Raw genomic sequence first — 23,860 nt, 5'->3', positions numbered from 1 at the left:
CTGTTCTGGAGCAGTTTCACGAATTGAGCTACTGTTTCGGTTCAATCGCCGAGGAAAACCCGCCATGACCAATCTGCTGCTTTACCAACGCATCGCCCAGCAGTTGGCCGAGGACATTCGCCGTGGCGTCTACCAGCCGGGCGAGCGGGTACCGTCGGTGCGCAAGCTCAGCACCCAGTTGAACGTCAGCCACGCCACCGTGCTGCAGGCCTACGCCACCCTCGAGGACCAGGGACTGATCCGTGCCCGTCCGCAATCCGGCTTCTACGTCCACCGCACCCCGGCGCTGACCGCGCCGACCCCGGATATCGCGCGGGTCGAGCGTCCCGGCCTGGTCACCCGCAGCAGCATCATCAACCAGGTGCTCGCCGAGTCCCGCCGCGAAGGGGTATTCCCGCTCGGCGCGGCGGTGCCGCATGTGGACTACCTGCCGGTGCGCGCCTTGCACCAGCAACTGGCCAAGGTCACCCGCTTCCAGAGCCCACGGGCGTTCAGCTACATGTTCAGCCCCGGTTTCGAGCCGCTCCGGCGGCAGGTGGCGATCCGCATGCGCGACGCCGGCGTGGTGGTCGACCCGTCGCAGGTGACCATCACCCACGGCTGCGTGGATGCGATCCACATGGCCCTGCGGGTGCTGACCCGTCCCGGCGACCTGATCGCCACCGAGTCGCCGAGCTACTACGGCCTGCTGCAACTGGCTGACGTGCTGGGCCTGAAGGTCATCGAGATCCCCAGCGACCCGCGCACCGGGATCAGCCTGGAAGCGCTGCAACTGGCGGCCAACCAGTGGTCGATCAAGGCCTTGGTGCTGACCGCGCGGCTGAGCAATCCCTTCGGCGGGACGATTCCCGAGGATCGCCAGAAGCAACTGCTGAAACTGACCGCCGAACACAACATCGGGGTGGTCGAGGACGACATCTACGGCGAACTGATGTTCGACCAGGGCCAGGCGCGCTCGCTCAAGTCCCACGACCGCGACGGCCGGGTGATCTACTGCTCGAGTTTCTCCAAGACCATCTCGCCCGGCGTACGCATCGGCTGGATCATCGCCGAGCGCTACCAGGAGGAGATCCGTCGCTTGCAGACCTTCACCACCCATTCGGCTTGCACCGTGACCCAGATGGGCGTCGCCGCCTACCTGGAGAACGGCGGCTACGACCGCCACCTGCGCTACATCCGCCAGGAGTACCGGAAGAACATGACCGCCTACCAGTTGGCGGTGCAGCAGTACTTCCCGGAAGGTACGCAGATGACCCGGCCCAAGGGCGGCTTCATTCTCTGGGTCAGCCTGCCGGCCAAGGTCAACACCAAGGAACTCCACGTGCGGGCCCTGGAGCAGGGCATCAGCATCGCCCCGGGGCTGATCTTCAGCAACACCGAGCAGTTCAACAACTGCCTGCGGCTGACCTGCGGGATTCCCTGGAACCGCGAGGCGGAGCGGGCGATCATGACCCTCGGCATGCTTGCCGGGCAGCTTTGCCAGGAAGGCCTGATCGCCGCCTGAGCGCGAGGCGCTCCCTTGGCTGAGGGGCGCCCGTGGCAGTCCGCGAAGAATTTTTCCGGGGATTAACCCGAATCCACCGACAGCTTCGTCTCAGCGGGTATCTCCGCTGCACGACGAGGTCGTCTCGATGTTTTTCCCGGCTTCCATCCGGACCGGCACTTTCGCCGAACTGTCCGACGCTGGAAAATGTCTACCGATAGCCGCTCCGGCCGCGCTTCTGGCGACGGCCCGGGCGTTTCGTGGCGACGCCGATGCGTGCCGCGAAGGATGTGGCCGATGAGCCTGCTCTCGGTCGCCTTTGACACAGGACAGGAGTCGACCAGCGGCATGCATGCCTCCACCAGCGCCACGACGGCCGCCGGCAGCGACGAAACGCTGCTGGCGCGTTACCGCAAGGGCGACAGCGCGGCCTTCGAGGTGCTCTACCAGCGCCATCGGCAAGGTCTCTACCGTTTTCTCTGCGGCCTGGCCGGACAGACCGAACTGGCCGACGAGATCTACCAGGAAACCTGGCTCAGCCTGATCCGCAGCGAGAGCCAGCCGCAGGGCCGGGCGAGCTTCCGCACCTGGCTCTACCAGATCGCCCGCAACCGCTTGATCGATCATTGGCGCAAGCATGGCCAGCGCCAGCCGTTGCAGGACAGCTACGACGAACAGTTGCACGCGCAACCCGACCAGGGCGCCGGCCCCGAGCAGCAGCTCAGCCTGAGCCGCGACGGCGAGCGCTTGCAGAGCGCGCTGGAGACCCTGCCCGAGGAACAGCGCGAGGTATTCCTGATGCGCGCCCACGGCGAACTGGAACTGGCCGAGATCGCCACGCTCACCCAGTCGCCGCTGGAGACGGTGAAGAGCCGTTTCCGCTACGCGGTGCAGAAGCTGCGCCGGCTGCTGGCCGAGGAGGTGGCGGTATGAACCCACAGAAGCATTCCGCGAGCGTCGCCGAAGAGCAGATGCTGGCGCATTTCCGCGCCCACGCGCCGCAGCAGCCGGCGCCGGCGCTGGACCAGGCGATCCTCGCCGCCGCGCGACGCCAGGCGGCGCATGTCGAACCCGCCCGGTCCTGGTGGCGGCGCTGGCTGGAAGCCTCCCGCAGGCCGCGTTGGCAGGCGGCCTTCGCCAGCCTGCTGGGCGTGGCGCTGGTGCTGGGGCTGGTCAGCCACAACGTGCTGGACGACGCCGAGCGCCAGGCCCGCCCCGAAGTGGCGTTCAGCGATGTGCCCCTGCGCGACGGAGTCGCCGGGGCCGCTGCGGCGAAGCGGGCCATGCGCGCGCCGGCGGCGCCGGCTCCGCTGTCCGGCGAGATGTCGGAGCCCCCGGCCTTGCTGGCCAGCTACGCATCGTCCGGGGAGGCGCCGCAACTGATGGCCGAGGCCGCGCCGCCGGCTCCGGCTGCCCTGGCCGACCGACCGCCGGCCCAGGCCGCGCAGCAGGCGAAGGTCCAGGCGGAGCTGGCTGGCGACTTCGTCGCCCAGGCCAGGGGCAAGGCGGTTGCGGTGAAGCCGGAGGTGCTCGACGAGGCGCTCGGGGCGGTCCTTGCCCTGCGTGAGCAGGGCAAGACGGAGCAGGCCGCGACCCAGTTGGCCGAGCTGCAGAAACGTTTCCCCGGAGAGAACCTGGTGGAACGACTGGAACGCCTCGCGACGATAGCCGCGAGCGCCAAGAAACGGCCGTGACGACCATGGCCCGCGACGCCATGATGGCGTCGCGGGCTGACATCAAGCGGTTATCCGTGCATGACAGGTTAGACATGGGGCGAACAATCGAGAGAGTGCCAGGATGACGATAGTGACCCCTTGCCTTGGTTGCAGTCTGCCGTCAGCATTGCCGCAATTGGCCATACCTGCGTGACTATGAAACGTCTTTGCCGAATTTGCGTCGTTGTTCTTTTCGGTTGCTTCCTGGCGGCCTGTGATGACGGCTCCAAGGCACCGGAAAAGAAAGCCCCGGAAGCACCGCCGCAGGAGCAGCGCGCCCCTGCCAAGCCAGTGAAGCCTGCACGAGCGGAGCCAGCGCCTGCTGTGCCTGCCGCGCCGAAAACAGCTTCGAAGAAGGTCGCGCCAGCCGCGGAGCAGGTTGCCGAACCCAAGCCGCCGGCCAAGCCGAAGCCTGCGGCTGCGCCGCCGAAGCCGGCCAGCAGGCCGGTCGCCAAGGACAAGCCGGCGCCGGCGAAGCGCGCTTCCACCGCTCGTCTCGACCCCGAGGTGCGCAAGCCGCTGCCGAGCGCCAAGCTGGACCTGCGCCTGCCGAAGGAACTGGTGCAGAAGATGGCGCCGCCCGGCACGGAAGAGACCCATAAGCCCAAGCCGCTGTTGCCGCCGATGTTCGAGGAAAAGGACGACAGCGACTTCCGCCTCAACGGCCAGTTGCTCTATCGCGACCGCGAACTGGGCGTGTCGCGGCCCCTGGAAGGGGCCGAGTTGCAGTTCGAGTTCCGCCAGTAGGCCGCCCCGGCGCTCAGAAGCGGTAGCGCTGCTCCTGCAACGCCTGGTACAGCTCCGCGTCCAACGGCTGGTAGCCGGCGCTGCCGGGCAACCTGACGAAGAGTTTGTCGCTCACCCGCGCGGGATCGTAGGCGTCGCGCTTGAGGTCGGTCTTCTTGTACTTGAAGGTGCCGGTGGTCTCGACTTCGCGCAGCAGGCGCAGGAACACCGGCGTGGCATAGGCCGGCAACTCGCGGTCGAGGTGCGCGGCGAGGGCGTCGCGGTCCAGTTCGACGCCATCGGCCAGGCGCAGCGCGGCCATCCCGCAGCGGCCGTTGGTGCCGGGAATCTCCACGCCGTAGACCACCGCATCTTCGACCCCGTCGAAGGCGCCGAGGGCGTTTTCCACCTCGGTGGTGGAAACGTTCTCGCCCTTCCAGCGGAAGGTGTCGCCGAGACGGTCGACGAACTGGGTGTGCTTGAAACCGATGTCGCGCATCAGGTCGCCGGTGTTGAACCAGGCGTCGCCCTTCTTGAACACGTCGCGGAGGATCACCGCTTCGCTCTTGGCCGGATCGGTGTAGCCGTCGAACGGCCACTTCGCGCTGATCTCGCTGATCAGCAGGCCGACCTCGCCCTTGCCGACCTTCTCCATGAAGCCCTTGGCGTCGCGCACCGGGCGGTCGTTCTCCAGGTCGTAGCGGACGATGGCGTAGGTGGCTGGGGAGAAGCCCACCGTATTGTCGAAATTGAATACGTTGGTGAAGCCGATGTTGCCTTCGCTGGAAGCGTAGAACTCGGTGATCCGCTGGATCTCGAAGCGTTGCTTGAACTCGGCCCAGATCGACGGGCGCAGGCCGTTGCCGATCATGCAGGTCAGGCTATTGCCGCGTTCCTCGGCGCACGGTGGCTGGTTCAGCAGGTAGCGGCAGAGCTCGCCGATGTAGCCGAAGCAGGTCGCCCGGTAGTGCTGCACGTCCTTCCAGAAACCGCTGGCGGAGAACTTGCGGCGCAGGGCCATGGCCGCGCCGCCGGCGAGCGCCGCGCTCCAGCAGACGGTCACGGCGTTGTTGTGGTAGCAGGGCAGGGTCAGGTAGAGCACGTCGTCGCGGCCCAGGCCCAGGCCGGAATGGCCGAAGCCGCCGTAGGCCTTGATCCACTTGCCGTGGCTCATGATCGAGGCTTTCGGCAGGCCGGTGGTGCCGGAGGTGTAGATGTAGAAGCAGGAGTCCTTGAGCCGCACCCTGCCGGTGTCCTCGAGGTTCTCCGAGGTCTGCCCCTGGGCCAGGCGCATCAGGTTGCGCCAGCCCATCGGCGGCGAGCCGGGATCGCCGAGGGTGTCGCCGTCGTCGACCCAGTAGCAATGGCCGGCGTTGCCGAGCACCTCATGGCGGACTTCCTCGAACACCTCGCGCAACTCTTCGCCGACCACGAAGTGGCCGGGCTTCACCAGGTTCAGGCTGTGCACCAGGACCTTGCCGCGCTGGGTGGTGTTGACCAGTGCGCCGATGGCGCCGAGCTTGGCCAGGGCGGCGAGGATCGCCAGCAGCTCGACGCGGTTCTCCAGCATCACCGCGACCACGCTGCCGTGGCCTACGCCCTCGGCCTTGAAGGCGCGCGCCAGGCGATTGGCCCAGCCGTTGAACAGGGCGTAGCTGATCCGCCGCTGGCCGTCGAGCACCGCCGGGTTGTCCGGGTACAGGCGTGCCGCGCGCTCCAGCGCCCAGCCCAGGGACAGGCTCTTCTCGCGGTTACGGATCGCGGTGTAGTACAGGCCGCGCAGCATGCGCGGCACGCGGCCGAAGGTGGCAGGCAGGCGGGCAACGAAACGGTTGAAAGTGATCAGGTCGGCGTGGGTCATGGCTCTCGCGCTTTGTCGTTGTTGTGCGGGGCGTAGGACGCTCCCGCGACTCTAGACCGCAGCCGCCGCCTCGGCTATGACCGTTGCGCGGTCGCCCCGGGGCACTTCGGCAAATAGCCCGGAAGCCCGCCGCAGAGCGCCGCGCGCCTTTCGTCGGAGACCTCAGTCGAGGAACAGGTCGGGCACCAGCGCGCCACCCTCCGGGTCGTAGCGGTACTGCTCGAAATCGCTCTGGCCGCGCTCGCGCAGCAATTCCTCGTCGACCAGCAGGCGCCCGCTGAGGCTGCGCCCCTCGCTGGTGAGAATGGCGTGCGCGGCGTCGGCCATGATCGCCGGGGTGCGCGCGCGGCGGAAGGCGTCATGGCTGCCCAGCTCGAACTCGATGGCGGCGGTGGCGATCATGGTCTTCGGCCACAGCGCGTTGACGCTGATGGCGTATTTCCCGAACTCCTCGTGCATCCCCAGGGTAAGCATGCTCATGCCGTACTTGGTGACCGTGTAGGGGCCGTGCTGGGCGAACCACCTGCCGGCCAGGTTGATCGGCGGCGACAGGCTGAGGATGTGGCCGTTGGCGCTCCTGCGCAGGTAGGGCAGGGCGGCCTGGCTGCAGACCAGCACCGCGCGGGTGTTGATCTGGTACATCAGGTCGAAGCGCTTGGGCTCCAGCTTTTCCACCCCGACCAGGCGGATCGCCCCGGCGTTGTTGACCAGCGCGTCGATCCCGCCGAAGCGTTCGGCGGCGCGGGCCATGGCCGCCGCCACGGCCTGCTCGTCGCGCACGTCGAGTTGCAGCGGCAGGGCCTGGCCGCCGGCGGCCTCGACCTCGGCGGCGACGCTGAAGATGGTGCCTTCCAGCTTCGGATGCGGCTCGGCGCTCTTCGCCGCGATCACCAGGTTGGCGCCATCGCGCGCGGCGCGCAGGGCTATCTCCCGGCCGATGCCGCGGCTGGCGCCGGTGATGAACAGGGTCTTGCCGTGCAGTGACATGGGCGTCTCCGTTTTCTTGTCGTTGTCGTTGCGGATGAGCGGCGGGTTGTCTCAGGCGTCGGCTTCCACCTCGACCAGCACCTGCCGGTTGCGCACCTGCTCGCCACGGCCGACCTGGACGCGGCGGACCACGCCGTCGACTCCGGCCTTCAGCGGGTGTTCCATCTTCATTGCCTCCAGCACCAGCAGCAGTTGGCCCTTGCCGACCCGTTCGCCCTCGCCGACCAGCACCTCGACGATGGCGCCGTCCATCGGCGCCTTGAGCGTGCCGGAACTGGCGCCGACCTGGGCGCTGGCGCCGGCGTGGGTGACGTCGAGCAGTTCGAGGTTGCCGCCGTGGCCGTATAGCCAGAGGCGCCCGCCGTCCAGGTGGTAGGCGTGGCGGCGGCGAATGCCGTCGAGTTCGGCGCTGGCCCAGCGTCCGTCGCAGTCGAGCAGGCGCACGGCGATCTCGCGTCGCTCCAGGCGCGCCAGCAGTCGCGGCCGGCGACCGCTTTCGAGGACCTCCAGGCCGATCTCCAGGCGCTGTTCGGCGTGCTTCAGGACGATCTTCCACGGTGCCCCGGCGGCGCTGCGCCAGCCGGCCAGGCCGGGCTGGTGCGCACTGGCCTCGGCGCCGGCCTGGTAGAGCAGGGCGGCGGCCAGGGCCAGTTCCTCGGCGCCCGGCTGGCGCGGTTGCAGGCTGGGGTCTTCGGCGAAGCGTTCGCCGATGAAGGCGGTGGTCGCCTCGCCGGCGGCGAAGTCCGGATGCGCCAGGAGGTTGGCGAGGAACCGCTGGTTGCCGTCGACCCCCAGCAGCACGCAGCGCTCCAGCGCGCGGATCAGCTTGCGCCGGGCTTCTTCGCGGGACGCCCCGTAGGCGATCAGCTTGGCCAGCATCGGGTCGTAGAAGGGCGTCACCGCCTGCCCCTCGACCAGGCCATGGTCGATGCGTACGCCGGGCAGCAGTTCCGGGTCCCAGCGCAGCACCGTGCCGGTCTGCGGCAGGAAGCCGCGACCGGCGTCCTCGGCGTAGAGGCGGACCTCGATGGCATGCCCGCGCAGTTCCACCTGCTCCTGCCGCAGCGGCAGCGGATGGCCCTCGGCGATGCGGATCTGCCAGGCCACCAGGTCCTGGCCGGTGACCAGTTCGGTGACCGGGTGTTCGACCTGCAGGCGGGTATTCATCTCCAGGAAGTAGAAGCGACCATCCTCGCCGAGAAGAAACTCGACGGTGCCGGCGCCCACGTAGTTGACCGAGGCCGCGGCCTTCACCGCCGCCTCGCCCATGGCGCGACGCAGGTCGGCATCGAGCACCGGGCAGGGGGCTTCCTCGATGACCTTCTGGTGGCGGCGCTGCACCGAGCAGTCGCGTTCGCCGAGGTAGAGCAGGTTGCCGTGGCGGTCGCCGAACACCTGGATCTCCACGTGGCGCGGGCGCGGCACGGCCCTCTCCAGGATCAGCTCGGCGCTGCCGAAGGCGCCCAGCGCTTCCGAGCGCGCGGTGCGCAACTGTTCCAGCAGTTGGCCGGGTTCCTGCACCAGGCGCATGCCGCGGCCGCCACCGCCGGCGCTGGCCTTGATCATCAGCGGGTAGCCGATGCGTTCGGCCTCGCGCCGCAGGGTCGCGTCGTCCTGTTCGGCGCCTTCGTAGCCGGGGATGCACGGCACCCCGGCGGCGAGCATGGCGATCTTCGACAGGCGCTTGCTGCCCATCAGGTGGATGGCTTCCGCATCCGGGCCGATGAAGACGATCCCGGCGGCTTCGCAGGCACGGGCGAACTCGGCGTTCTCGGAGAGGAAGCCGTAGCCGGGGTGGATCGCCTCGGTGCCGCTGCGACGGGCGGCGTCAAGGATCGCCTCGAGGTTCAGGTAGGACTGCGCCACCGCTGCCGGGCCGATGCACACGGCCTCGTCGGCCAGTTGCACATGGCGGGCGTCGGCGTCCGCCTCGCTGTACACGGCGACGCTGCGGTAGCCCAGTTCATGGGCGGTGCGCAGCACCCGGCAGGCGATTTCACCGCGGTTGGCGACGAGGATCTTGTTGAAGCTGGGCATGTCGTTCGGCTCCTGGAGGCTGTTGCCCTGTTTCGCGGTCGTGGCTCACTGGGCCCAGACCGGCTTGCGTTTCTGTACGAAGGCCAGGGTGCCTTCGCTGCCTTCGGCGCCGCCCACCGCTTCGGCGAACTGGCGCGCCGCATCGTCCAGCAGAGCGCCGAGTTCGCCGCTTTCGCTGGCCAGCAGCAGGGCCTTGGTGGCGGCGTTGGCGTTCGGCGCGCAGCGGCGCAGTTGCTCGAGGGTTTCCTCCAGGCGCTGTTCGAGGGCATCGGCGTCGGCCTCGCAGAAATGCACCAGGCCCAGGCGCAGCGCCTCGCGGCCGTCGAAGCGGGCGGCGGTGAGGGCCAGGCGGCGGGCCTGGGTCAGGCCGATGCGGCGGACCACGAAAGGCGCGATCTGCGCCGGGAGAATGCCGAGGCTGGTTTCCGGCAGGCCGAACTGCGCATCGGCGGCGGCGATCGCTACGTCCGACACGCAGGCCAGGCCGAAACCGCCGCCGAGCACCGCGCCTTCCACCAGCGCCACCAGCAGTTGCGGGGCGGCCTGGGCTTCCTCCAGCAGGCTGCCGAAGGCGCGGTTCAGCGTGCGGTAGGCTTCCGCCCCGGCGGCGCGGGCACCGGCCATGTCCTTGATGTCGCCGCCGGCGCAGAAGTGCCCGTCGGCGCCGCGCAGCACCAGCGCCCGCACGCTACGGTCGTCGCGCACGGCGGCGAGCACCGCGCGTAGTTCGCCGACCATCGCCAGGCTCATGGCGTTGCGGCTTTGCGGGCGGTTCAGGGTGATCCGCAGGACGCCCTCGACGGGTTCCAGCAGCAGGGTCTCGCAATGCGGCAGGCTCATGCCGGTTTCCTCCTGGAACGTCAGCCTTTCTTCTTGCCCGGCAGGATGCCCATCAGCTTGCAGATGATGCCGAGCATGATCTCGTCGGCACCGCCGCCGATGGATACCAGGCGGGTGTCGCGGTAGGCGCGGGAGACCGGGTTGTCCCACATGAAGCCCATGCCGCCCCAGTACTGCAGGCAGGCGTCGCTGACCTCGCGGCCGAGGCGGCCGGCCTTGAGCTTGGCCATGGAAGCTAGGCGCGTCACGTCCCTGCCTTTCACGTACAGCTCGGTGGCCTGGTAGACCAGGGCGCGCAGCGCCTCGACCTCGGTCATCATCTCGGCCATGCGGAAGTGGATGACCTGGTTGTCGATCAGCGGCTGGCCGAAGGTCCTGCGCTCCTTGCAATACTCGATGGTGACGTCGATGCAGTGCTCCAGGCCCTTGATCATGTTGGCCGCGCCGAACAGCCGTTCTTCCTGGAACTGCAGCATCTGCATCATGAAGCCGGCACCTTCCGCGCCGATGCGGTTGCGCTGCGGTACGCGGACGTTATCGAAGAACACCTGGGCGGTCTCCGAACTGCGCATGCCGAGCTTGTCCAGGTGCGGACTGAGGGTAATGCCCGGGGTCTTCATCGGGACCACGATCAACGACTTGTTGACGTGCGGCTTGTCGTCGGAGGTATTGGCGAGCAGGCACATGAAGTCGGCCGACGGCGAGTTGGTGATCCACATCTTGCTGCCGTTGATCACATAGTCGTCGCCGTCCTTGCGCGCGGTGGTCTTCAGGCCGGCGACGTCGGAGCCGGCGCCGACCTCGGAGACGCCGATGCAGCCGACCATCTCGCCGGCGATGGCCGGGCGGAGGAACTCCTCGCGCAACTCGTCGGAACCGAAGCGGGCCAGGGCCGGGGTGCACATGTCGGTCTGCACGCCGATGGCCATCGGGATGCCGCCGCAGGTGATGCTGCCGAATTCCTCGGCGGCGACGATCGAGTAGCTGTAGTCCAGGCCCATGCCGCCGAACTTCTCCGGCTTGGAGATGCCCAGCAGGCCGAGTTCGCCGGCCTTGCGGAAGATCTCGTGGATCGGGAAGCGGCCGTCCTTTTCCCACTGGTCGACGTTGGGGTTGATTTCCCGCTCGACGAAGCTGCGAACGGTGCGGCGGAGTTCCTCGTGTTCCTGGGTGAAGATCATGGGTTGTCTTTCCTCCTGGGCATCATTGTTTTCCGGCAGGATCCGCTTGCTCTCTCCCAACCCTCTTCCTTCAGGGAGAGCGGGGAGAGGGGCTGTCGCCGGCTCGCCTGTTTCAGTCAGAACCTCGCGACCCCGAAGCTGTTGCCCTTCAGCGGCCGCGCCTCGGCTTCCGCGCAGATATCCAGCAGGTAGCCGAGCAGCCTGCGGCTGTCGCGCGGGTCGACCAGGCCGTCGTCCCACAGGCTGGCGGTGCCGTAAAGCGCGGTGGACTGGCTGTCGAGCTTCTGCGCGGTGACGGTTTCCAGCATGTCGAGCATCTTCGGGTCGGCTTCCTTGCCTTCCTTGGCGTGTTTCTCCTCGGTGACGATGCGCAGCACCTTGCCGGCCTGGGCGCCGCCCATCACCGCGGTGCGACTGTTCGGCCAGGCGAAGATGAAGCGCGGGTCGAGGCCGCGTCCGCACATCGCGTAGTTGCCGGCGCCGTAGGAGCCGCCGACCACCAGGGTCAGCTTGGGCACGCGGGCGTTGGCCACCGCCTGGATCATCTTCGAGCCGTGCTTGATCACGCCCTGGCGCTCCGACTCGGTACCGACCATGAAGCCGGTGGTGTTGTGCAGGAACAGCAGCGGCGTGTTGCTCTGTTCGCAGAGCTGGATGAACTGCGCCGCCTTGGCCGCGCCCTGCGGGGTGATCGGTCCGTTGTTGCCGATCAGGCCGCAGGCGTGGCCCTCGATGCGCAGGTGGCCACAGACGGTCTGGCCGTCGAACTCGTTCTTGAAGTCGAGGAACTCGGAGCCGTCGGCGATGCGCGCGACGATCTCGCGGACGTCGTAGGGCTTCTTCGGGTCGGCCGGAACCACCCCGAGCAGCTCCTCCACCGGGTACAGCGGTTCGCGCCAGGAACGCGCCGGGCGCGCCGGCAGTTGTGCGTTCCACGGCAACATGCCGACGATCTCGCGGGCCAGGCGCACGCCGTCGGCGTCGTTTTCCGCCAGGTATTCCGCGGTGCCGGCGACCTGCGCGTGCAGTTCGGCTCCGCCGAGTTCCTCGTCGCTGGCGATCTCGCCGGTGGCGGCCTTGAGCAACGGCGGCCCGGCGAGGAACATCTTGGCCTTGCCGCGCACCACCACCACGTAGTCCGACAGCCCCGGCTGGTAGGCACCGCCGGCGGTGCTGGAGCCATGCACCACGGTGACCTGGGGAATGCCCATGGCGGAGATCCGCGCCTGGTTGGCGAAGCCGCGCGCACCTTCGACGAAGATCTCCGCCGCATAGTTGAGGTTGGCGCCGCCGCTTTCGGTGAGGGTCACCACCGGCAGCTTGTTCTCCATGGCGATCTGCTGCAGGCGCAGGGTCTTCTTCAGCCCGGTCGGGGAGATGGTGCCGCCCTTGATCGCGCTGTTGCTGGCGCTGACCAGGCAGCGCACCCCGGCGATGTAGCCGATCCCGGCGATGATCCCGCCGCCGGCCTGGGTGCCGTCCTTGTCGTCGTGCAGCTTGTAGCCGGCCAGCGAGGACAGTTCGAGGAACGGCGCGCCCGGGTCGAGCAGCAGCGCCAGGCGTTCGCGCGGCAGCAGTTGGCCGCGTTTCTCGAACTTCGGCCTGGCCTCGGCGGCCTTGTCCAGGACCTTCTGCTCCAACTCGCGGAAGCCGGCCACGGCGGCGAGCATGGCCTCGCGGTTGCGGGCGAAGTCCTCGCCGTTGACGTCGAGTTCCGACTGGATCGCGGGCATGTCAGTCCTCCTGGTCCTTCAGTACGTCGGGCAGGTAGGCGCGGTGGAAGCCGTTGTACGCGCGGCTCTGTCCCGGCTTGCCCTTGAATAGCGGGAAGGCGCGGCTGCCCTGGCTGGCGGCGCCGTCGATGCGGATCGTGTTGCCGCTGACGAAGGCGGCGCCGGGGGAGAGCAGGAAGACGATGGCGGCGGCGACTTCCGACTCGCTGCCGATGCGCTTGAGCGGCACGTGCTCGCGCAGGGTCGGGATCACCGCCTTGAACGCGCCTTCGTAGGTATCCATGCCGCTGGACGCGATCCAGCCCGGCGCCACCGCGTTGACCCGCACGCCGGCATGGCCCCACTCGACGGCGGCGGTCCTGGTGAAATTCTCCATGCCGGAGCGTGCGGCGCCGGAGTGACCCATGCCGGGCATGCCGCCCCACATGTCGGCGAGCATGTTGACGATGCTGCCGCCGGTCTTGCTCATCGACTGGTTGAACACTTCGCGGGCGACCAGGAAGCCGCCGACCAGGTTGGTGCGGAGCACGGTCTCGAAGCCCTTCTGGCTGATCGAGGCGAGGGGCGAGGGATACTGGCCGCCGGCGTTGTTGACCAGGTGATGGATGGTCCCGCGTTCGGCCAGGATATTCGCCACCAGCGTCTTCACCGCTTCCTCCTCGCGGATGTCGCAGGCGTGCCAGCTGACGCTGCCGCCGTCTTCGACGATCTCGCCGGCGGTCTTCTCCAGCTTTTCCGCCTTGCGTCCGACCAGCACCACGTGGGCGCCGAGGGCCGCCAGCTCATGGGCGGTGCAGCGGCCGATGCCGCTGCCGCCGCCGGTGACGATGATGGTCTGGCCGTCGAACAGGCCAGGTCGGAAGATCGAGTCGTAGCTCATTGTTCTGGTGACTCCGATGAATCCCGTGGGGTGGTTGCAGCGGAACGCCGCATTCGTCGTTCCTGGTCGTGGTTATCTGCCCTGCGTTTCCAGCGCGTCGGCGAGCGCCTGCGGCACCGCCACCGGGAACTCCAGCAACTGCTGGGCGAAGGCCTTGCCCTGCGGGTCGATGCGCAGGCTGGCGACGCCGCCGCCGCCGAGGGCGTTCTCCAGCAGGAAGTTCAGGCTGTGGCTGCCCGGCAGGTACCAGCGGCCGACCCGGCCGGTCTGCGGGTCGAGCACATGCTGCATCCAGTCCACCACCGCGCCTTCCTCCAGCGCCTCGGCGATCCACGGCAGGTACTCCGGACGCCGCGCCATGACCCCGATGTTGCTGTGGTTGCCCTTGTCGCCGGAGCGCGCCACCGCCAGCTTCACCAGCGGCACGCTGGCGCTGGCGGGCTGCTCCGGGCGTGGCGGCTGGCGCGCCTCGGCCAATCGTGCCGGGTCGAAGGCTTCGAGGACCGGCAGTTCCAGCGGATGGCGCTGGCCGTCGATCTCCACGCTCAACGCGCATTGCGCCTTGTCGATCAGGAAAGAGAACAGGCGGATCACCGGATACACCGTCGGCCGGCCGCCGACGATGCCGGTCAGGCCGGGCGCCATCCCGGTGGCGGCCTGGGCGATCTCGCGGGAGAACAGCACCAGGGCTTCCTTGCGCGGATGCCGGACGGCCAGCTTGACCACCACTTCGCGGCTGTCCTGCCGTCGCCCATGGGGACCATAGGTGGCTTCGCTGCCGAGCAGTTCGACATTGACCTCGCGGTAGGGCTCCCAGCCGCGCTCGGCGAAGATTTCCTCGGTCCTGGCGATGATCGCCTGGCTGACCCGCTCGGCCTTCTTCAGCGCATCGATGCCGGCGATCAGGCAACTGGCGGTGCAGCGGAAACCGTCCGGATAGGTGGCGCTGACCTTGTACCGGTCGGTGGGCGGCAGGCCGCGCGCGCCTTCCACCGCGACCCGGTCGGGACCGGCCTGGCGCAGGCGCACCTCGGTGAAGTCGCAGACCACGTCGGGCAGCAGGTAGGCGCGTGGGTCGCCGATCTCGTAGAGCATCTGTTCGCCGACGCTCAGTTCGCTGACCAGGCCACCGGTGCCGGGCGCCTTGGTCACTACGAAGCGCCCGTCGGCCTCGACCTCGACGATGGGGAAGCCGATGTGCTCGTAGTCCGGCACCTGCTCCCAGTCGGTGAAATTGCCGCCGGTGCATTGCGCGCCGCATTCGACGATGTGCCCGGCGAGGGCGGCCTGGGCCAGTCGGTCGTAGTCGTCCCAGGCCCAGCCGAACTCGTGCACCAGGGCGGCGCTGACCACCGCGCTGTCGACCACCCGGCCGGTGATCACGATGTCCGCGCCCAGGCGCAGGGCCTCGACGATGCCCGGCGCGCCGAGGTAGGCGTTGAGCGAGACGCACATCGGCGGGAAAGGCGCGTCGCTGAACATCTCGCGGATGCCGGACTTGGCCAGTTCGGCCTGGCGCGCTTGCAGGTTGTCGCCATGGAGCACGGCGATCTTCAACTGCACCCCGGCCTTCTCGCAGGCCGCGGCGAGGGTGGCGGCACAGGCCTGCGGATTGATCCCGCCAGCGTTGCTGATGACGCGGATCTTCTTCTCGGCGATCTCGCCCAGCAGTGGTGCGAGGACCTCGACGAAGTCGGTGGCGTAGCCGGCGTCCGGCTGTTTCAGGCGGGCGCCGGCCATGATCGACATGGTGATCTCGGCCAGGTAGTCGAACACCAGGTAGTCCAGCGGCGCGCCGCGCACCAGCTGCGCGGCCGCGGTGCAGGTGTCGCCCCAGAAGGCCGAGGCGCAGCCGATGCGTACGGTCTTTTGCATTGTTCTTGACCCGTGACGGCGGAAGTGTGGGGCGACATTACCAAGCAAGCGCTTGGTTGAGAAGAGGGCGGAAACAAATCCGTTCTCGGCTGTTACCCAAGCGCTTGCTCGGTCGTCTTCGCAGGCATACATTTCATGAATGCCGACAAGCACTTGCGGGGCAATCCCGAGGCCGGTCGGCAAATACGGAGCGGCCGGGCGCGCGGATGAGCGGCACCGAGCCGCCGACGATCCGGAAAAGGGGTACTCAGCGTTGGACGATCAGAAAGCCCGGGAAGTGATGCTGGAGCTGGTGGCTACCGGACAGCTCACCGATCCGGAAAGCGCCCGCGGCAAGCTGCTGCAGACCGCCGCCCACCTGTTCCGCAGCAAAGGCTACGAACGCACCACGGTGCGCGACCTGGCCAGCGCGGTGGGCATCCAGTCGGGCAGCATCTTCCATCACTTCAAGAGCAAGGACGAGATCCTGCGCTCGGTGATGGAAGAGACCATCCTCTACAACACCGCCCTGATGCGCGCCGCCCTGGCCGACGCCGAGGACCTGCGCGAGCGGGTGCTGGGACTGATCCGCTGCGAGCTGCAATCGATCATGGGCGGCACCGGCGAGGCGATGGCGGTGCTGGTCTACGAGTGGCGCTCGCTGTCCGCCGAAGGCCAGGCGTACATCCTCGGCCTGCGCGACATCTACGAGCAGATGTGGCTCGACGTGCTGGGGGAGGCGCGGCTGGCCGGCTATTGCCAGGGCGATCCGTTCATCCTGCGGCGCTTCCTCACCGGCGCGCTGTCCTGGACCACCACCTGGTTCCGTCCGGAAGGACCGATGAGTCTCGACCAGCTCGCCGAGGAGGCCCTGGCGCTGGTGATCAAGAACGCCTGATCACTCGGAGATCAGGCGGAACGGGTAGCTCAGCAGGAGGAAGTGCAGGGTGTTGATCGAAGCGTGCAGCAGCACCGCCAGGGACAGCCGCCCGCTGAAGTGCAGGACCATGCCGTAGCCCAGCCCGGCGATCCCGGCCAGCAGCGCGTACACCGGGTTCACCAGCAGGTGCAGCGCGGCGTAGGCGAGGGTCGCGACGATGATTCCCGGCCAGGCGCCGAACCAGCGGATCAACTGGCTTTGCAGCAGGCCGCGGAAGAACGCCTCCTCGGCCAGGGAGACCACCCCGACGTTCAGTACCAGCCACCACCAGAAGGCATCCGGCCACTTCGGCTGCCAGCTCGCGGCATTGGTCATGATCGACAGCAGCGGCACCACGAAGAAGGTCAGGCAGAAGGCCAGCGCGGTGATATCCAGCGACACCAGCGGCTGCTTCGGCCGGCGCAGCCACCAGGCGAGCAGGGTAAGGGCGACCAGGGCCTTGTCCCAGGGCAGCCAGATCATCTGGATCGGCGGGCTGGCGCTGGCCAGGTCCCAGGGGAACAGGCGCAGGGGAATGAAGCCGGGCAGGTAGTGGATGGCGATCAGGGCGCTGGCGGCGAGGCTCACCGGCCACCAGAGCAGGGTCGGCAGCCAGCGTTCGGCGTAGGTCACCCAGATGATGTAGAGCAGGACGATGACCGCCGTCAGCAGCGCGATGTGCCCGGTGAAGAAGCCCCCGAGCAGGAACAGAATGGGTAGAAGCGGTATCAGACGCCCGAGCATGCAGCCTCCCGTTTAAAGGAGGGATTCTAAAGGCATTTCGACCCGCGGATGGGAAAAGCGCAAGGAACGGACCTTCTGCCAGAGGGAAACACACGGGGAACGAACCCCAGGTTGCGCAGGAAAAACCATGCGCGGCCCGCATGACTCCGCCACGCGAGCCTTCGCCTCGCCGGTTTTTCGCCTGCCGGGGTTTTCCTACGAGACCTAGTGACCCGCCGGCAGGCCAATAGGTTCAGCGGTCCTTCGCCTCCTGCGCGTCCAGCTCGGCGTTGCGTTCATGGATGCGTTTGAGCTGTTCCTCGCTCAACGGCAGCTTCTTCGCCGAGTCGCGCAGCAGCAGGAGTCCGCCGACGATGGAGCCCAGGGCGAGGACGATGATCAACCAGGCGTACCAGGGCATGTTGTTCTCCCTCATCGATATGAATGTTCACCATACGCCGGGTTTGCCTTTCTGTCAGGCAACGTTCCGGCGCGAGGTCCTGTGGTTGAGACTCCCGGCGGCGCTTGGAAGTTGCGGGCGGAGAAAGCGCTGAGCCTGGTCGGCGTGATGCCTGTCACATGTTGGCAATCTGACATTGCTTAACTGGCGGGTATCCCTTCATTGCCCCGTCCGGGCCTGCCAGCGAGAGGTTGCCGATGTCTCCGAGCGCGTTGTCCCGTCTGTTGCGCCCGGTGGAACCCCTGACTCCGGCGATAAGCATCAGCGACGTCGCCGACCGCCTGCTGATGCCGGAGCACCGTGCCTTCCTCTCGCTGCCGGTGGTCGACGACGAGCGCCGGGTCCTCGGCCTGGTCAGCCGCTACACCCTCCAGGACATCTTCATGCAGCGTTTCGGCCGCGACCTCTGGGGCCGCCATCCGGTGCGCGACGTCATGAACCGGGCGCCCCTCAGCGTCTCCCTCGGCGCCAGCCTGGAAGAGGCGGCGCAGCAGGTCACCGGTCGCCTGCAGTATCCGATCACCGAGGACTTCGCCCTGGTCGACGAAGAGGGCCGCTACCGTGGCCTGGGCACCGTGCTCGACCTGCTGAAGGCCATGGAGGCGCGCATCGCCCAGCGCAACCGGGTGCTGCGCAAGGCGCTGGTGGACCTCAAGGAGTCCCAGGCGCAACTGGTGCAGTCGGAAAAGATGGCTTCGCTCGGGCAGATGGTGGCCGGGGTCGCACACGAGCTGAACACGCCGCTCGGCTACGTCGGCAACAACCTGGCGCTGCTGGAGGAGCTGAGCGATCCCTTGTTGCGCCTGGCCGATGCCCAGGCGGCGCTGGTCGACTGCCTGGGCGACCCGAATTGCGACGAAGCGCGCCTGGCGCAGGCGCTGCAGGCGGCCGACGCGGTGCGCCGCGAAGCCGCCGTCGAACAGTTGCGCGAGGACCTGCGGCAGTTGTTCGTCGATACCCGCTACGGCCTCGGCCAGATCGGCGAGCTGGTTTCCGGGCTCAAGGACTTCGCCCGCCTGGACCGCGCCTTCAGCGAGGAGGTCGACCTCAACGACTGCGTGCGCAACGCCGTGCTGATCGCTCGCACCGCCATCAAGGACAAGGCCGAGATCAGCAGCCAGCTCGGCGAGCTGCCGCTTATCGCCTGCGCGCCGTCGCAGATCAACCAGGTGCTGCTGAACCTGCTGACCAACGCCGCGCAGGCCATGGAGCGTTTCGGTCGCATCCTGCTGAAGAGCTGGGCCGACGAGCGCCAGGTGTTCCTCTCCGTGCAGGATAACGGCAAGGGCATGCCCGCCGAGGTCCTCGGGCGGATCTTCGACCCGTTCTTCACCACCAAGCCGGTGGGGCAGGGCACCGGGCTCGGCCTGTCGATCAGCTACAAGATCATCCAGCAACATGGCGGGACCATCCGCGTGGCCTCCGAACCGGGCCGCGGAACCCGCTTCCTCATCAGCCTGCCGCGAGAGCAGGCCCGCGAACTGAAACGGAGCGCCTGACATGAGCCCATCTCCCGTCCGCATCCTCTTCGTCGATGACGAGGAGCGCATCCTGCGCAGCCTGGCCATGCAGTTCCGCCGCCATTACGAGGTGCTCACCGAGAGCGACCCGCGGCGCGCCCTGGAGCGCCTGAAGACGGAACGGATACAGGTGCTGGTCAGCGACCAGCGCATGCCGCAGATGAGCGGCGCCGAACTGCTGGCGCAGGCTCGCGAGCGCTATCCGGAGACCCTGCGGATTCTCCTCACCGGCTATTCCGACCTCGACGCCGCCGTCGACGCGCTCAACGACGGCGGCATCTTCCGCTACCTGACCAAGCCCTGGAATCCCCAGGAAATGGCCTTCACCCTGCGCCAGGCGGCGGAGATCGCCAGCCGCCAGGGTCTGCCGGCACCGCCCGCGGCCACGCTGGCGGCGCCGCTGAGCGTGCTGCTGCTCGACGACGACCCGGAAACCCTGGACTGCGTCGGGGCCTTCTGCCATGCCGGCGGGCATCGCCTGCTGCGCGCGCGCAACCTGGCCGAGGCGCTGGTGTGGCTGAACACCGAACCGGTGGAGGTGCTGGTCAGCGACCTGAAGCTGGCCGGGGAGCATACCGCGCCGCTGCTGAAATCCCTGGCCCAGGCCCATCCGCGCCTGCTCAGCCTGGTGGTTACGCCGTTCCGCGACACCCAGGCCCTGCTCGAGCTGATCAACCAGGCGCAGATATTCCGCTACCTGCCCAAGCCGATCCGCAGGGGATTGTTCGAGAAAGGCCTGAAGGCGGCCGCCGAGCAGGCCTTGTTGTGGCGCGGGCGAAGCCTGCCGGAGGTCGACCGGCTGGCCGAGGTGCCGCGCGACGAGCGCGAGAAGGAACGGGTCGGCAGCCTGCTCGGTATGCTCGGCCGCCTGCGCGAGCGGCTGACGGCCTGAACGCCGGCCTAGCCGGCGTCGCAACCGGCGGCCTTGGTCTGGCGGCTTTCCACCAGGCGTGCGCGGAGTACGTCGTAGCTCCAGTTGAAGGCCATGGTGTAGGGCAGGAAGAACAGGATCAGGCCCATGTCGAGGAGGAACGCCTCGACCAGTCCGATCGACAGCCACCAGGCGGCCAGCGGTACCAGCACCACGATCAGGCCCAGCTCGAAGAGCATCGCATGCAGCACCCGGACCTGCAGGGTGCGCTGGAAGCCCATGCGCCGCTGGGCGCGGTCGAAGAGGCTGTTGAAAAGCATGTTCCAGAGCATCGCCACGGTGGAGAACATCAGCGTCAGCGCACCCATGTGCGCCAGGGGCTTGTTCATCACCAGCGACAGCACCGGCGCGGTGAGGAGGACGGCCAGGCCCTCGAAGGCCAGGGCGTGGAAGATCCGCTCCTTGAGAGTCTTGTCGAGGGCGGTGTGGGTGTGGGTCATGGCGAACGCTCCCGGTTCGTCGTTGAAGTCGGGCTGTATTGTCATCGGTCTTTGGGATAGGGTTAAGTTGGATACCATCGGAAAAACCGATATGCATTTGTCGCCCGAATCCCTCGAGGCCTTCGTCCAGGCCGTTTCCCTCGGCTCCTTCAGCGCCGCCGCGCGCAAGCTGGGCAAGAGCCAGTCGACCGTCAGCGAGGCCATTGCCCGGCTGGAGATCGACCTCGGCCTGGAACTCTTCGATCGCAGTGGCCGCCAGCCGCAACTGACCGAGGCCGGGCGCACCCTGCTGGGACGGGTCGAGGAGGTCCTCGGCGCATCCGACCGCCTGCGCCGGGTCGCCGCGCTGCTCGCCGGCGGCTCGGAGCCACGGGTGACCCTGGCGCTATCCGACACCTACCATTCGGCGCGCTACGAGGCGCGCCTGGCCGAACTGGACGAGCGTTACCCTGAGCTGGAGTTCGAATGCCTGATCGCCGAGGACCAGGACGTGATCGCCCAGGTCAGCCGCGGCCGCGCCACCCTCGGCCTGCTCGCCGCGCAGCCGCACTACCCGCCGGAGCTGGGCGTGGCGGCGGTCGCCGAGCGTGCCGAGTTCGGCCTGTTCGCCGCCGTCGACCATCCGCTGGCGGGCCTGGAGCGGGTCAGCGAGCGTGACCTTTCCGAATGGCGTCTGCTGCGCCTGAACACCTATAGCGAGACCGGCGCGGCGATCAACGACGGCCTGCCGTCCAGCGGCGGGCGCTGCTGGTCGGCGCCCAACTACCTGTTGCTGCTGGAAATGGCCACCCACGGCTTCGGTTGGGCCGAGCTGCCGCGCTGGCTGGTCAGCGGCTACGCCAACGGGCGGCTGAAGGAGTTGCCGGTGTCCGGCTGGCCGCGCAGCCAGGCGGTGGATGTGGTCTGGTCGCGGCAGCGGCCGTTGGGACCGGCGGCCAACTGGTTGCTGGACCGCTTGCTGGATCGCGACCTGCCTATCTAGGGAGGGGCCGGCTGAGCCCCGGTTCAGCCGGCGAAGCCGCCGGCGGCGAGGAAGGCGAGTTCCTCGGCGCTGGACAGGCGACCGAGGATCGGATTGCGATGGGGAAAGCGCCCGAAGCGGCGGATGATCTCGCGATGCTCACGAGCGTGGGCGAGGAAGGGCTGGCCGAGTCCGTGGTTCAGCGCTACCGAGCGATCCTGGTCGGCAAGGTTCTCGGCATGGGCGAACGGCAGGTAGAAGAACAGCCGCAGCGCGTCCCCGACCTGGCGGTCGAGGCCTTGTCCCAGAGCCCGCTCCGCCCAGCGCCGCGCTTGGGCGTCGCTGGCGTACATGCGCGGGGTTCCACGGAAGGCGTTGCGCGGGTACTGGTCGAGCAGCAACAGCAGGCCGAGATGGTCCTCGGCTTCACCGGCAGCCGGGCGCAGCGCGTTGGCGCAGGCAAGCTCGTAGAGGTGGGCGAAGCGCTCGCGGAAGCGCCGGTCGAAATCGGCGTTCCTGGCGAACCAGAGGGTAGGGCCGGCATCGCGCCAGAAACCGACCACTTCCGGCAGCGGGGACGCGCTGGGAGGAGGCAAAAGCGCTGCATGGGGCATCTGCGGATCCAGGAAGTAGAGTAGGGACTCCAGGCTATTGGTCCGGGTTCTTTGGATAAACGTGGGTGGCATGGATAGACTGTCCAGCCATCCCGAATAGAGAGAAGGGGCCTGCCCATGGATCGTCTGGACAGCATGCGCGTGTTCCTGCGCGTTGCCGAAACCGGCAGCTTCACCAAGGCCGCGGACCTGCTGGACATGCCGCGGGCGACGGTCTCGGCGGCGGTCCAGCAGCTCGAAGCGCAACTCGGCAGCCGGCTGTTGCATCGCACCACCCGGCAGGTCCAGCTGACCCACGACGGCAGCGTGGTGCTGGAGCGTTGCCGTCACCTGCTGGAAGACATGGAAGAGCTGGAGAGCCTGTTCCACGACGGCAGCCGCGCCAGCGGCCGGCTCAAGGTCGACGTGCCGAGCCGGGTGGCGCGACTGCTGATCGCCCCGGCGCTGCCGGAATTCTTCCGCCAGCATCCGGACATCGAACTGGAACTGGGCTCCAGCGACCGTTCGGTGGACCTGGTGCAGGAGGGCGTCGACTGCGTCCTGCGGGTCGGCCAGTTGGGCAACAGCAGCCTGGTGGCGCGACGCCTCGGCGAGATGCAACTGATCAATTGCGCCAGTCCCGCCTACCTGGAAGAGCATGGCGAGCCACGGACGCCGGCCGACCTCGACCGGCACTGGGCGGTCAACTATGCCTCGCCCAGCAGCGGCCGGGTGTTGCCCTGGGAGTACCGCGAGGATGGGCGCACCCTGACCCGCGCGCTGCGCAGCCGGGTCACGGTGAACAACGCGGAAAGCTACATCGCCTGCTGCCTGTCCGGACTGGGCCTGATCCAGATCCCTGCCTACGACGTGCGCGAGCACCTCCAACGCGGCGAGCTGCGCGAGGTGCTGCCGCAGTGGCGGGCCGAAGCGATGCCGGCGTACGCCCTGTATCCGCACCGGCGGCATCTGTCGCGGCGGGTCAGGGCATTCGTCGACTGGCTGGAGCAACTGCTCCGCGCCCGCCTCTAGTCCGCGACGTTCATCTCCCCGGCGCGTTCCGGGCTACGGCAAACGGCCGGATTCTGCGACAATGCGCGCCGTTTTCGATTCGCCGCGAGAGAGCCCATGTCCGCCTGCCAGTCCCCCATCATCGTCGCCCTGGATTTCCCCACCCGTGAGGCCGCCCTGGCGCTGGCCGATCAGCTGGACCCGAAACTGTGCCGGGTGAAGGTCGGCAAGGAACTCTTCACCAGTTGTGCCGCGGGTATAGTCGAGACCTTGCGCGGCAAGGGCTTCGAGGTGTTCCTCGACCTGAAATTCCATGACATCCCGAACACCACGGCGATGGCGGTGAAGGCCGCCGCCGAGATGGGCGTGTGGATGGTCAACGTGCACTGCTCCGGCGGCCTGCGCATGATGGCCGCCTGCCGCGAGACGCTGGAGGCCTTCAGCGGACCCAGGCCGTTGCTCATCGGCGTGACCGTGCTGACCAGCATGGAGCGCGAGGACCTGGCGGGCATCGGCCTCGACATCGAGCCTCAGGAGCAGGTACTGCGCCTCGCCGCCCTGGCGCAGAAGGCCGGCATGGACGGCCTGGTCTGCTCGGCCCAGGAAGCGCCGGCGCTGAAGGCTGCCCATCCGGGCCTGCAACTGGTCACGCCGGGCATCCGCCCGGCCGGCAGCGCCCAGGACGACCAGCGGCGTATCCTCACCCCGCGCCAGGCCCTGGACGCCGGCTCCGACTACCTGGTGATCGGCCGGCCGATCAGCCAGGCCGCCGACCCGGCCAAGGCGCTGGCGGCGATCGTCGCCGAACTGGGCTGAGGCGGCTTCCCCCACGCCTGCCGTCGGCGACCGTCGCGCGTCGTGTCGAGCCGGACATGGCGCAGGCATCATCCGCGCCGGCGCCCAGGGGGGCGCCTGCGGTCGCCTGTCCCTCCCCAGCGTCTAGGCTTGTAGCGGGCACTCCGGCAAGTACCGGTGGCAACGGTTTCACAGTTTCGTGAGGAAAAA

At 68.1% G+C, this 23,860-nt stretch carries 22 protein-coding genes; 10 read left to right on the top strand and 12 right to left on the bottom strand.

Annotated features, from left to right (window positions below; all coding sequences use genetic code 11):
- Positions 1-64: 64 nt before the first annotated feature.
- The 4 genes from VQ065_RS20495 to VQ065_RS20480 all read left to right on the top strand — a co-directional run bounded on the left by VQ065_RS20495 (position 65) and on the right by VQ065_RS20480 (position 3,945).
- A complete protein-coding gene (locus VQ065_RS20495) occupies positions 65-1,504 on the top strand; it encodes an aminotransferase-like domain-containing protein (RefSeq protein ID WP_003091003.1) in 1,440 nt (479 codons plus the stop codon).
- 327 nt (positions 1,505-1,831) lie between these two features.
- Positions 1,832-2,416 carry an ECF family RNA polymerase sigma factor SbrI gene (gene sbrI / locus VQ065_RS20490; protein WP_003119848.1) on the top strand — a complete coding sequence of 195 codons (585 nt, stop codon included), beginning with the start codon at positions 1,832-1,834 and terminating at the stop codon, positions 2,414-2,416.
- On the top strand, positions 2,413-3,177 hold the full coding sequence (gene sbrR, locus VQ065_RS20485) for an anti-sigma factor SbrR (RefSeq protein WP_009877630.1): 765 nt from the start codon (positions 2,413-2,415) through the stop codon (positions 3,175-3,177). The genes sbrI and sbrR overlap by 4 nt, the downstream gene beginning before the upstream one ends.
- Before the next feature lie 345 nt (positions 3,178-3,522).
- The gene (locus tag VQ065_RS20480; RefSeq protein ID WP_003091000.1) at positions 3,523-3,945 is read left to right on the top strand and encodes a hypothetical protein; all 423 of its coding nucleotides are present in this window, start codon (positions 3,523-3,525) and stop codon (positions 3,943-3,945) included.
- A gap of 13 nt (positions 3,946-3,958) precedes the next feature.
- On the opposite strand, the gene VQ065_RS20475 is transcribed toward VQ065_RS20480, so the two are convergent.
- The 8 genes from VQ065_RS20475 to VQ065_RS20440 all read right to left on the bottom strand — a co-directional run bounded on the left by VQ065_RS20475 (position 3,959) and on the right by VQ065_RS20440 (position 15,318).
- Positions 3,959-5,785: a long-chain-acyl-CoA synthetase gene (locus VQ065_RS20475; protein ID WP_003090998.1), complete on the bottom strand. Its 1,827-nt coding sequence runs from the start codon at positions 5,783-5,785 to the stop codon at positions 3,959-3,961.
- 162 nt (positions 5,786-5,947) lie between these two features.
- On the bottom strand, positions 5,948-6,772 hold the full coding sequence (locus tag VQ065_RS20470) for an SDR family oxidoreductase (protein ID WP_003090997.1): 825 nt from the start codon (positions 6,770-6,772) through the stop codon (positions 5,948-5,950).
- 51 nt (positions 6,773-6,823) lie between these two features.
- On the bottom strand, positions 6,824-8,809 hold the full coding sequence (gene atuF / locus VQ065_RS20465) for a geranyl-CoA carboxylase subunit apha (RefSeq protein WP_003090996.1): 1,986 nt from the start codon (positions 8,807-8,809) through the stop codon (positions 6,824-6,826).
- A gap of 45 nt (positions 8,810-8,854) precedes the next feature.
- Positions 8,855-9,649, bottom strand: coding sequence for an isohexenylglutaconyl-CoA hydratase (gene atuE / locus VQ065_RS20460; protein WP_003090995.1), 795 nt, complete (start codon positions 9,647-9,649; stop codon positions 8,855-8,857).
- A gap of 20 nt (positions 9,650-9,669) precedes the next feature.
- On the bottom strand, positions 9,670-10,830 hold the full coding sequence (gene atuD / locus VQ065_RS20455; RefSeq protein ID WP_003101733.1) for a citronellyl-CoA dehydrogenase: 1,161 nt from the start codon (positions 10,828-10,830) through the stop codon (positions 9,670-9,672).
- A gap of 116 nt (positions 10,831-10,946) precedes the next feature.
- Positions 10,947-12,563, bottom strand: a complete 1,617-nt coding sequence (gene atuC / locus VQ065_RS20450; protein ID WP_003090993.1) for a geranyl-CoA carboxylase subunit beta — start codon at positions 12,561-12,563, stop codon at positions 10,947-10,949.
- 1 nt (position 12,564) lies between these two features.
- A complete protein-coding gene (locus tag VQ065_RS20445; protein ID WP_003090991.1) occupies positions 12,565-13,443 on the bottom strand; it encodes an SDR family oxidoreductase in 879 nt (292 codons plus the stop codon).
- Between the two features lie 72 nt (positions 13,444-13,515).
- On the bottom strand, positions 13,516-15,318 hold the full coding sequence (locus VQ065_RS20440) for an acyclic terpene utilization AtuA family protein (RefSeq protein WP_003090990.1): 1,803 nt from the start codon (positions 15,316-15,318) through the stop codon (positions 13,516-13,518).
- 253 nt (positions 15,319-15,571) lie between these two features.
- Between VQ065_RS20440 and atuR the strand changes: the two genes are divergently transcribed.
- On the top strand, positions 15,572-16,195 hold the full coding sequence (gene atuR, locus VQ065_RS20435) for an atu genes transcriptional repressor AtuR (protein ID WP_003114740.1): 624 nt from the start codon (positions 15,572-15,574) through the stop codon (positions 16,193-16,195).
- Here the strand turns inward: atuR and VQ065_RS20430 are convergent, their stop codons facing one another.
- Positions 16,196-16,960, bottom strand: coding sequence for a CPBP family intramembrane glutamic endopeptidase (locus VQ065_RS20430; RefSeq protein ID WP_003090986.1), 765 nt, complete (start codon positions 16,958-16,960; stop codon positions 16,196-16,198).
- A 232-nt stretch (positions 16,961-17,192) separates the two neighbouring features.
- A complete protein-coding gene (locus tag VQ065_RS20425) occupies positions 17,193-17,360 on the bottom strand; it encodes a DUF2897 family protein (protein ID WP_003090984.1) in 168 nt (55 codons plus the stop codon).
- 236 nt (positions 17,361-17,596) lie between these two features.
- Here VQ065_RS20425 and VQ065_RS20420 point away from each other — a divergent pair, with 236 nt between their 5' ends.
- Positions 17,597-18,898, top strand: a complete 1,302-nt coding sequence (locus VQ065_RS20420; RefSeq protein ID WP_003090982.1) for a sensor histidine kinase — start codon at positions 17,597-17,599, stop codon at positions 18,896-18,898.
- A 1-nt stretch (position 18,899) separates the two neighbouring features.
- Positions 18,900-19,811 carry a response regulator gene (locus VQ065_RS20415; RefSeq protein ID WP_003090981.1) on the top strand — a complete coding sequence of 304 codons (912 nt, stop codon included), beginning with the start codon at positions 18,900-18,902 and terminating at the stop codon, positions 19,809-19,811.
- Between the two features lie 8 nt (positions 19,812-19,819).
- Here the strand turns inward: VQ065_RS20415 and VQ065_RS20410 are convergent, their stop codons facing one another.
- Complete coding sequence (locus VQ065_RS20410; protein ID WP_003110276.1) at positions 19,820-20,290, bottom strand: multidrug/biocide efflux PACE transporter; 471 nt, start codon at positions 20,288-20,290, stop codon at positions 19,820-19,822.
- A gap of 91 nt (positions 20,291-20,381) precedes the next feature.
- Here VQ065_RS20410 and VQ065_RS20405 point away from each other — a divergent pair, with 91 nt between their 5' ends.
- Positions 20,382-21,272 (top strand): LysR family transcriptional regulator, encoded by an 891-nt coding sequence (locus VQ065_RS20405; protein WP_003090978.1) that lies wholly within the window; start codon positions 20,382-20,384, stop codon positions 21,270-21,272.
- Positions 21,273-21,295: 23 nt separating this feature from the next.
- Here the strand turns inward: VQ065_RS20405 and VQ065_RS20400 are convergent, their stop codons facing one another.
- Complete coding sequence (locus VQ065_RS20400; protein WP_019371654.1) at positions 21,296-21,937, bottom strand: DUF924 family protein; 642 nt, start codon at positions 21,935-21,937, stop codon at positions 21,296-21,298.
- Positions 21,938-21,982: 45 nt separating this feature from the next.
- On the opposite strand from VQ065_RS20400, the gene VQ065_RS20395 reads away from it, so the two are divergent.
- Together VQ065_RS20395 and pyrF are read left to right on the top strand one after the other, a co-directional pair.
- Positions 21,983-22,876 (top strand): LysR family transcriptional regulator, encoded by an 894-nt coding sequence (locus VQ065_RS20395; RefSeq protein ID WP_003101696.1) that lies wholly within the window; start codon positions 21,983-21,985, stop codon positions 22,874-22,876.
- A 96-nt stretch (positions 22,877-22,972) separates the two neighbouring features.
- Entirely contained in the window at positions 22,973-23,671 is a 699-nt protein-coding gene (gene pyrF, locus VQ065_RS20390; RefSeq protein WP_003090975.1) for an orotidine-5'-phosphate decarboxylase, read from the top strand.
- Positions 23,672-23,860: the final 189 nt, after the last annotated feature.

Origin of the sequence: Pseudomonas sp. KBN10P06128, assembly GCF_037574945.1 — a bacterium.
GTDB classification, from domain to species: Bacteria; Pseudomonadota; Gammaproteobacteria; order Pseudomonadales; family Pseudomonadaceae; genus Pseudomonas; species Pseudomonas aeruginosa.
Note: the sequence above shows the minus strand (reverse complement) of the source record. Positions and strands in the feature narration are given on the sequence as shown.

Bases quoted from the DNA above. Each gene is read 5' to 3' on its own strand.
- atuE (WP_003090995.1), bottom strand. From the start codon at position 9,649: ATGAGCCTGCCGCATTGCGAGACCCTGCTGCTGGAACCCGTCGAGGGC.
- VQ065_RS20440 (WP_003090990.1), bottom strand. From the start codon at position 15,318: ATGCAAAAGACCGTACGCATCGGCTGCGCCTCGGCCTTCTGGGGCGAC.
- VQ065_RS20420 (WP_003090982.1), top strand. From the start codon at position 17,597: ATGTCTCCGAGCGCGTTGTCCCGTCTGTTGCGCCCGGTGGAACCCCTG.
- atuF (WP_003090996.1), bottom strand. From the start codon at position 8,809: ATGCCCAGCTTCAACAAGATCCTCGTCGCCAACCGCGGTGAAATCGCC.
- VQ065_RS20475 (WP_003090998.1), bottom strand. From the start codon at position 5,785: ATGACCCACGCCGACCTGATCACTTTCAACCGTTTCGTTGCCCGCCTG.
- VQ065_RS20425 (WP_003090984.1), bottom strand. From the start codon at position 17,360: ATGCCCTGGTACGCCTGGTTGATCATCGTCCTCGCCCTGGGCTCCATC.
- pyrF (WP_003090975.1), top strand. From the start codon at position 22,973: ATGTCCGCCTGCCAGTCCCCCATCATCGTCGCCCTGGATTTCCCCACC.
- VQ065_RS20430 (WP_003090986.1), bottom strand. From the start codon at position 16,960: ATGCTCGGGCGTCTGATACCGCTTCTACCCATTCTGTTCCTGCTCGGG.
- sbrR (WP_009877630.1), top strand. From the start codon at position 2,413: ATGAACCCACAGAAGCATTCCGCGAGCGTCGCCGAAGAGCAGATGCTG.
- VQ065_RS20495 (WP_003091003.1), top strand. From the start codon at position 65: ATGACCAATCTGCTGCTTTACCAACGCATCGCCCAGCAGTTGGCCGAG.
- VQ065_RS20405 (WP_003090978.1), top strand. From the start codon at position 20,382: ATGCATTTGTCGCCCGAATCCCTCGAGGCCTTCGTCCAGGCCGTTTCC.
- VQ065_RS20400 (WP_019371654.1), bottom strand. From the start codon at position 21,937: ATGCCACCCACGTTTATCCAAAGAACCCGGACCAATAGCCTGGAGTCC.
- atuD (WP_003101733.1), bottom strand. From the start codon at position 10,830: ATGATCTTCACCCAGGAACACGAGGAACTCCGCCGCACCGTTCGCAGC.
- atuC (WP_003090993.1), bottom strand. From the start codon at position 12,563: ATGCCCGCGATCCAGTCGGAACTCGACGTCAACGGCGAGGACTTCGCC.
- VQ065_RS20415 (WP_003090981.1), top strand. From the start codon at position 18,900: ATGAGCCCATCTCCCGTCCGCATCCTCTTCGTCGATGACGAGGAGCGC.
- VQ065_RS20470 (WP_003090997.1), bottom strand. From the start codon at position 6,772: ATGTCACTGCACGGCAAGACCCTGTTCATCACCGGCGCCAGCCGCGGC.
- VQ065_RS20395 (WP_003101696.1), top strand. From the start codon at position 21,983: ATGGATCGTCTGGACAGCATGCGCGTGTTCCTGCGCGTTGCCGAAACC.
- VQ065_RS20410 (WP_003110276.1), bottom strand. From the start codon at position 20,290: ATGACCCACACCCACACCGCCCTCGACAAGACTCTCAAGGAGCGGATC.
- sbrI (WP_003119848.1), top strand. From the start codon at position 1,832: ATGCATGCCTCCACCAGCGCCACGACGGCCGCCGGCAGCGACGAAACG.
- VQ065_RS20445 (WP_003090991.1), bottom strand. From the start codon at position 13,443: ATGAGCTACGACTCGATCTTCCGACCTGGCCTGTTCGACGGCCAGACC.